The sequence below is a fragment of the Geobacillus sp. CCR genome, from assembly GCF_052906625.1.
The window spans coordinates 1-5,536 of the sequence record NZ_JBREBQ010000070.1; the positions used below are offsets into that span (position 1 = coordinate 1).

Below are 5,536 nucleotides of genomic sequence, written 5' to 3' on the forward strand. Positions count from 1 at the left end.
ATAATGTGCAAATGTTCGGAAATAATCTGCAAAACCTGGAATAATTCGCAAAGATTTTGCACATTATTTCCGAATCCGTCCGAAATAATTTGAAAAAGGGATTCTGAAATAATGTGCTAATTTACAATCAGATTTAAGAGGGAAAGCTGTTTCATTAAAGCCTACTTTTAACGCTATTTCTTGCATTTCCTTTTCAGTGAATTGGTCTCCATCTAAAACTACACCTGCTGGATTCCCCATATTTGGCTCATTACTGAATGCATCGTAATGATAAACTTTGACTTTACTCATTTTCATTACCTCCAGAATAAGATTAATCATTTCAAGGTTTTCTGCTTGATAGTCTCTCTTAATGCTGTCCTTTACTTCAACAAAAAAAGCATTACTTCCTGCTTTTTGAAGTAATGCTCCTATTAATCTTTTGGTGAATATCACCATTTTAATTCCTTAAAAAATGGTTGGACATATTGACAAGAATTTTCTTTATTTAATGTCTGTATCCACCTGAAAATTAACTCAGCTGCTTCAAATGCTTCCATATCTGCATCTGATGAACCAGAATCCGTTTTTAATCGACCTGGATGAATCACACTTACATGAATGCCTTTACTATTTAGTTCATTGTGTAAACATATTGACAGCATATTTTGAGCAGCTTTTGCTATTCGATATGAGTAAGAAAAGTGTCTATCTTTAAACTCGCCAGAAGCCATCTTTGATAAAGAACCGAGTCTGGAAGAAACATTGATTATTCTTGGATTTGAGGAATTAAAAAGAAAAGGAAGAGTAGCTTGAACGGTTCGTATAATACCTAAGCAGTGAATATTGAATAAATCATATACCTCACTGGTATTTACCTTGTCTATTTGGTACTCAACCCCTGGAATTCCCGCATTGTTAATTAGTATGTCAATCTTATTTGTATATTTTTTAATAGTTAATTCTATATTTTTTTTACACGAATCTAAGCCAACATCTCCTTCAATTGGATAACATCTTTCACTAAACTCTTCCCTAATTCTTTGAAGTGCAGTATTATTTCTTATCAAAGGAAACACAACATAATTATTCGCGTGAAATACTTTTAGTAACTCATAACCTAAACCTCTGTTTGCCCCAGTAATTAAAACATGCCCACTCATTTTTTAACTCCTTTCGAGTGTATAATCTTCATTCGAATAAAAATACTAAATCTCTATTATACCTTTCTTCACTAAACTGACTATTAGCCACCCATGCCACATTTTGCGGCAACACATTTATGGAAGTTAATTCGTTCTTTCATGGGAATTGAATAAGGGATTATTCTTTTTAAACTCATTCCATTCCTCACGAAGAATACCCATCCGAATAGAATCATAATATTCGCCATTATAGTAGCGGCATTTTCTCATTCTCCCTTCTAATCGCATTCCCAATTTTTCCGCACATCTTATCATTCGTGGATTTCCAGACCAAGTCGTCAGCCCCACTCTCTCGATGTTTAGATTTTTAAAGAGATAGTCAATCCATAAAGACAATGCTTCGGTTCCAAATCCACCATTCCAATGTTCAGGAGAATATATGACAATTCCCATTTCAAGCCATCGTGTACGCTTATCCTCCCAATAATAACTAACCATACCTATAATTTGACCTTGATATTCCATAATCATTTGACTTGGTACATCCGTAAAATTCATTTTTTCTTCCATTCTCTTAGAAAACTTTTCAAACGTACAATATTCAAGCGGATAATAAGGAGCATCGTACTTTTTCCATTCTGGATTCTCCACACCATATATCAGGTTATATAGAATTGGCAAATCATCGTGCGTTGGTGTCCGCAGAGATATTCTTTTTCCTCTCAGCAATAACTTTTGTGACATATATCCACCCCCTATCTTACAGAATTCAACAATCCATGCTATTATCCCTTTTCTAATGGCTATGTTAAATTCCACTGTTGATTTTTGACTAAAAGAAAAAGACCACTGTATGCGGTCTTTGGTTGTTCTTATTCAATTAAAGCACCCGTTAGCACAATAAGAAAAAATATTATATATTCCCTTTCATTCTGATTACCTTTCCATCAAATTCAGAACATAGTTCTTCCATTCCATTCTTTTTGTAGAATTTCATTGATTGTGTGTTATTTGGTGATACTCTCAGATGATATTCAGTTACTTTATTATTTCTAAAGAAATTTTTTGCGTAATTGTGTAATTCCTGTCCTATTCCTTTTCCTCGCTTTTCAGGTATTAGGTAATATAAGTGAACATACCCAATGTTTCTTCCTTCGTATTTTCGAATAGATAATTCGAGTTGTCCTATAAATCGCCCATTCTCTTCAACCATAACAAAGCCTTCTGGGAATTGATTAACTTGTCTTTTAGCCAATTAAGATACTCGGCTTCATTAAAATCTGAAATATCACCAAAACTCACTAAAAACGAATCTTTGCGAAAACGTACAACTTCATCACAATGTTTTTCTATATCGATTGTTTTAAACCTTAACACTGTTTTATCCTCCCTCTAGAAATGTTGATTTATCAAGGCTTTTCGGCCCCTCAGGGGTGTCCAAAAAATATTTTTCGACAAAATCCCTTACATCCTTTTTCAGTTTTGTGGATATCTTACAGACCTAGGGTGCGCTTCGCGGCCACGGCTGGGGATATTTTCCTTCCGTGGGGAGAAGCGTATTCGATGCACCCTTTGGATCTCCGCGTCGCTGATGAGGACGAACCCTCCCATGTCTCCGGGCGTCTTCGCGCCAACATTCCCTCGTTCGGTCTCGTCATCAGGCGGAGGCCGGCCAAGCTCCTTTGGGGACTCAAGGTCGAATGGATAAAATCACGCCAGCTTCTCCGGTGTCATCTGGTTGTCCAACGATTCTTCCGTTCGCAGGGGGAGGCCTTAGGCCGCCCGTTGCACCTGGGACAAGACGTCCTGTTTCATTCGCTCCGCGTCAAAGGCTTGTTTCTTCGTACAAATCGCAAACAGCACATTCAACAGCTTCCGGCATAATGCGACGATGGACTGCTTTCCGGTCAGCGGATTGACGGATCGGGTCGTGTAATATTCATGCAGCTCGCGAAACGCCTCGTTGTGCCGGATCAGCGGAATCATCGCCCGAAACAGCACCGATCGCAGCCGTTTCCGTCCCCGTTTGGAGATGTGCTTTTGCCCTTTGCGCTGGCCGGAGGAGTTCTCCTTGAGCGTCAGGCCCGCCAACTTCACCAATTGACGCGGGTCCCGATAGTGGGCGAAGCTGCCGATCTCCGCCAGCAGATCGATAATCGTGGCGTCTCTCAACCCGTCGACCGTTTTCAGCCATTGATACTCCATCGTCGTTTGAACCAATGCCTTCAACTCGGCGTCCAGTGCGGCGATCTCAGCCTCCAATTGGCGGTATCGGCGGACGAGCGCGGCGATCTCAAACCGGGCCATCGTCGTCCCTTCCGTCACCCCAATCGAGTCCTTCGCGGCGTTGATCAACGCCTGAATTTTCGCTTTCTGCGGGCATTTCAGCCCGTCGCTTTGCCGGTACGCCTCCAGAAGCTCCTCGGCGGTCCGATCCGCCATATCGGCCGGAAGCGGCGTCCACTCCAGCACCGCCAGCGCTGTTTTCCCCAGGTCGCGAAACACGGTCCAAAACTCTGGAAAATACCGATCCGTCCAACGGATGATCGCGTTTTTCACCGCCGCCTGTTCCTTCCGGAGCTTCTCTTTGAGCGTGCTCCCGACGCGCAAATCCGCTTCGATCTCGTGCAGCAGTCGGGGGACGAGGAATCGCCCGTCTTTCGCCAGTCTGGCGATGACCAGGGCGTCTTTGGCGTCGTGTTTCGTCGGCAGGTTGTCATCGAGTTCTTTCGATCGGCACACATGCGCCGGGTTGACCATGACTAACGGGATCCCGTTTTCCTCGAGGAAGTAGGCCAGGTTCAACCAGTAGTGCCCGGTCGGCTCCACGGCGACGATCACCTGCGGCTTTCCGAACGTGTTTATTGCAAAATAAAAATGCAGAGATCTGCAGAGAATTTGGCTTAGGCCAACTTTACATGGAGAGGGGGGCGTGATAGCCTTTTTAGGCATAGCCAGCCCTTGATATTGCTGGCTTCCTGGCTTTTTCATCACGCCCCCAGAGGCTCCATGTCAAGTTGTAATTCTCTGCACTTTTCGTTGCGAAACTCTGTATTTTTTCTTTGCAGAAAACACGAACGCTTGCATCGCCTCCTGAATCGCTTCATACAGCTGGCGAAAGCCCTCTTTCGACTGGAAGATCGGGAACGATTTGCGAAGCACACGCCCTCGGTCATCCACGAAGCAGGCGTAGTGGGTTCGTTTCGCGATATCGATGCCCACCACAAGCGTTTGTTCGATGACTTGATCAATTTTATAGTTTTGTGTACAATTCATCTGAAGTCCTCCTTGGTATGGTGAGTGATGTGGTTGACACCCCTGCATCATACCAAGAGGGCTTTTTTTGATCAAGTCCCCGGAAAAGCTCCTAACGGGAATGCTCCTTTTTAATGGTTGGTTGCACTTTCATTTTAAGGGGATCCTCATGCAAGGGCTATTTTTATGCTTGTTTGAGTTTATCTAGCACCACGGGTTAATAAAAGTGTTGGCATAAAGTATTGCCAACACTTTCCTTCAGCATATTGTCGAAGGCTTCGGTATTGATTAAGAGATTGTTTTGCTTAAAAATTGTTTTTTATTTGAAAACTTGTTCTGTTATCAATTTAAATAAAGTATGTTGTTAATTCAATAACATTAATCCCAGTATCGTTCCATTAATGATACCGACCAAGCAGGCTGCCTTACTTCGCCTTTGGGTAAGAACTCCTTCATAACCGGTTTAATATCAATAATAGGAGTACCATCTATTGCATCTAATCCTCTTACTTTCAATGTTCGCCCTTTATGTTCTAACAATTCAACGGTTGTTAAACCTAATTTATTCGGTCGATTTTTGCCTCTTTGAGCGAAAATTCCGACCTTTGGATATTCTTTATTATTTCTTGGATGCCTTGCTCCATATTGAATTTTGTCATCTGTAACTCGGTCAAAATAAAAAATAATATCTAAATGCGAAAACTCACTGATACCTTGTAAAGCTGAATCATCGATTTCATCTGATAATTCAATTATTGAAATAACACTACCCCAATTATCATCTTCAACATCTTTGCGGTTATTTTTAACAAATGCGATTGGTGTAATGGTATATTGCATCATATCCCCTCCTCGTTTAACTATTAAACTGCCCGTAGCACCCATGAATCGAGCTTCACCACAGATGATGAAAGGTAATTGGGTCTTCCATAGAAGAAAACTATGCTATATAAATGCACCTTGAAAAGTTAACCTTTGCATCACGCTGCACACCCCAAGCGTCGAAGCACCTCTTCCGGTTGTTGATCTATACCCGTGGTGCTAGTTGAGCTTTAGCGCTCAACTAGCCCAAGTGTAACCAGGGAATAAGCTAACAATATACCGTCTAGTGCCACTTCAAATCCGATAATCGAATTGGCTCGGATCCCCGTGATGCG

Annotated in this window: 5 protein-coding genes and 4 pseudogenes; all 9 read right to left on the bottom strand. The window is 41.9% G+C overall.

Annotation, left to right across the window (positions count from 1 at the left end; translation table 11 throughout):
* Positions 1 to 126 precede the first annotated feature (126 nt).
* Positions 127 to 291, bottom strand: a pseudogene (locus ACVBDQ_RS17495) (PhzF family phenazine biosynthesis protein); the annotation flags it as partial.
* A gap of 140 nt (positions 292 to 431) precedes the next feature.
* Entirely contained in the window at positions 432 to 1,142 is a 711-nt protein-coding gene (locus tag ACVBDQ_RS17500) for an SDR family NAD(P)-dependent oxidoreductase (RefSeq protein ID WP_069304490.1), read from the bottom strand.
* A gap of 126 nt (positions 1,143 to 1,268) precedes the next feature.
* Positions 1,269 to 1,868 carry a GNAT family N-acetyltransferase gene (locus tag ACVBDQ_RS17505; protein ID WP_069304491.1) on the bottom strand — a complete coding sequence of 200 codons (600 nt, stop codon included), beginning with the start codon at positions 1,866 to 1,868 and terminating at the stop codon, positions 1,269 to 1,271.
* A gap of 169 nt (positions 1,869 to 2,037) precedes the next feature.
* A complete protein-coding gene (locus ACVBDQ_RS17510) occupies positions 2,038 to 2,337 on the bottom strand; it encodes a GNAT family N-acetyltransferase (RefSeq protein ID WP_331710633.1) in 300 nt (99 codons plus the stop codon).
* Positions 2,310 to 2,501: a hypothetical protein gene (locus tag ACVBDQ_RS17515; protein ID WP_331710634.1), complete on the bottom strand. Its 192-nt coding sequence runs from the start codon at positions 2,499 to 2,501 to the stop codon at positions 2,310 to 2,312. The genes ACVBDQ_RS17510 and ACVBDQ_RS17515 overlap by 28 nt, the downstream gene beginning before the upstream one ends.
* Positions 2,502 to 2,897: 396 nt before the next feature.
* Positions 2,898 to 3,992: pseudogene (locus tag ACVBDQ_RS17520) on the bottom strand (IS110 family transposase); the annotation flags it as partial.
* Between the two features lie 210 nt (positions 3,993 to 4,202).
* A pseudogene (locus tag ACVBDQ_RS17525) lies at positions 4,203 to 4,400 on the bottom strand (IS110 family transposase); the annotation flags it as partial.
* A 357-nt stretch (positions 4,401 to 4,757) separates the two neighbouring features.
* Entirely contained in the window at positions 4,758 to 5,219 is a 462-nt protein-coding gene (tsaA, locus tag ACVBDQ_RS17530; protein WP_013524492.1) for a tRNA (N6-threonylcarbamoyladenosine(37)-N6)-methyltransferase TrmO, read from the bottom strand.
* Between the two features lie 212 nt (positions 5,220 to 5,431).
* Positions 5,432 to 5,536: pseudogene (locus ACVBDQ_RS17535) on the bottom strand (IS982 family transposase); the annotation flags it as partial.

Excerpts from the sequence above, each read along its gene's own strand:
- ACVBDQ_RS17500 (WP_069304490.1), bottom strand. The coding sequence starts at position 1,142 with ATGAGTGGGCATGTTTTAATTACTGGGGCAAACAGAGGTTTAGGTTAT.
- ACVBDQ_RS17505 (WP_069304491.1), bottom strand. The coding sequence starts at position 1,868 with ATGTCACAAAAGTTATTGCTGAGAGGAAAAAGAATATCTCTGCGGACA.
- ACVBDQ_RS17510 (WP_331710633.1), bottom strand. The coding sequence starts at position 2,337 with ATGGTTGAAGAGAATGGGCGATTTATAGGACAACTCGAATTATCTATT.
- tsaA (WP_013524492.1), bottom strand. The coding sequence starts at position 5,219 with ATGCAATATACCATTACACCAATCGCATTTGTTAAAAATAACCGCAAA.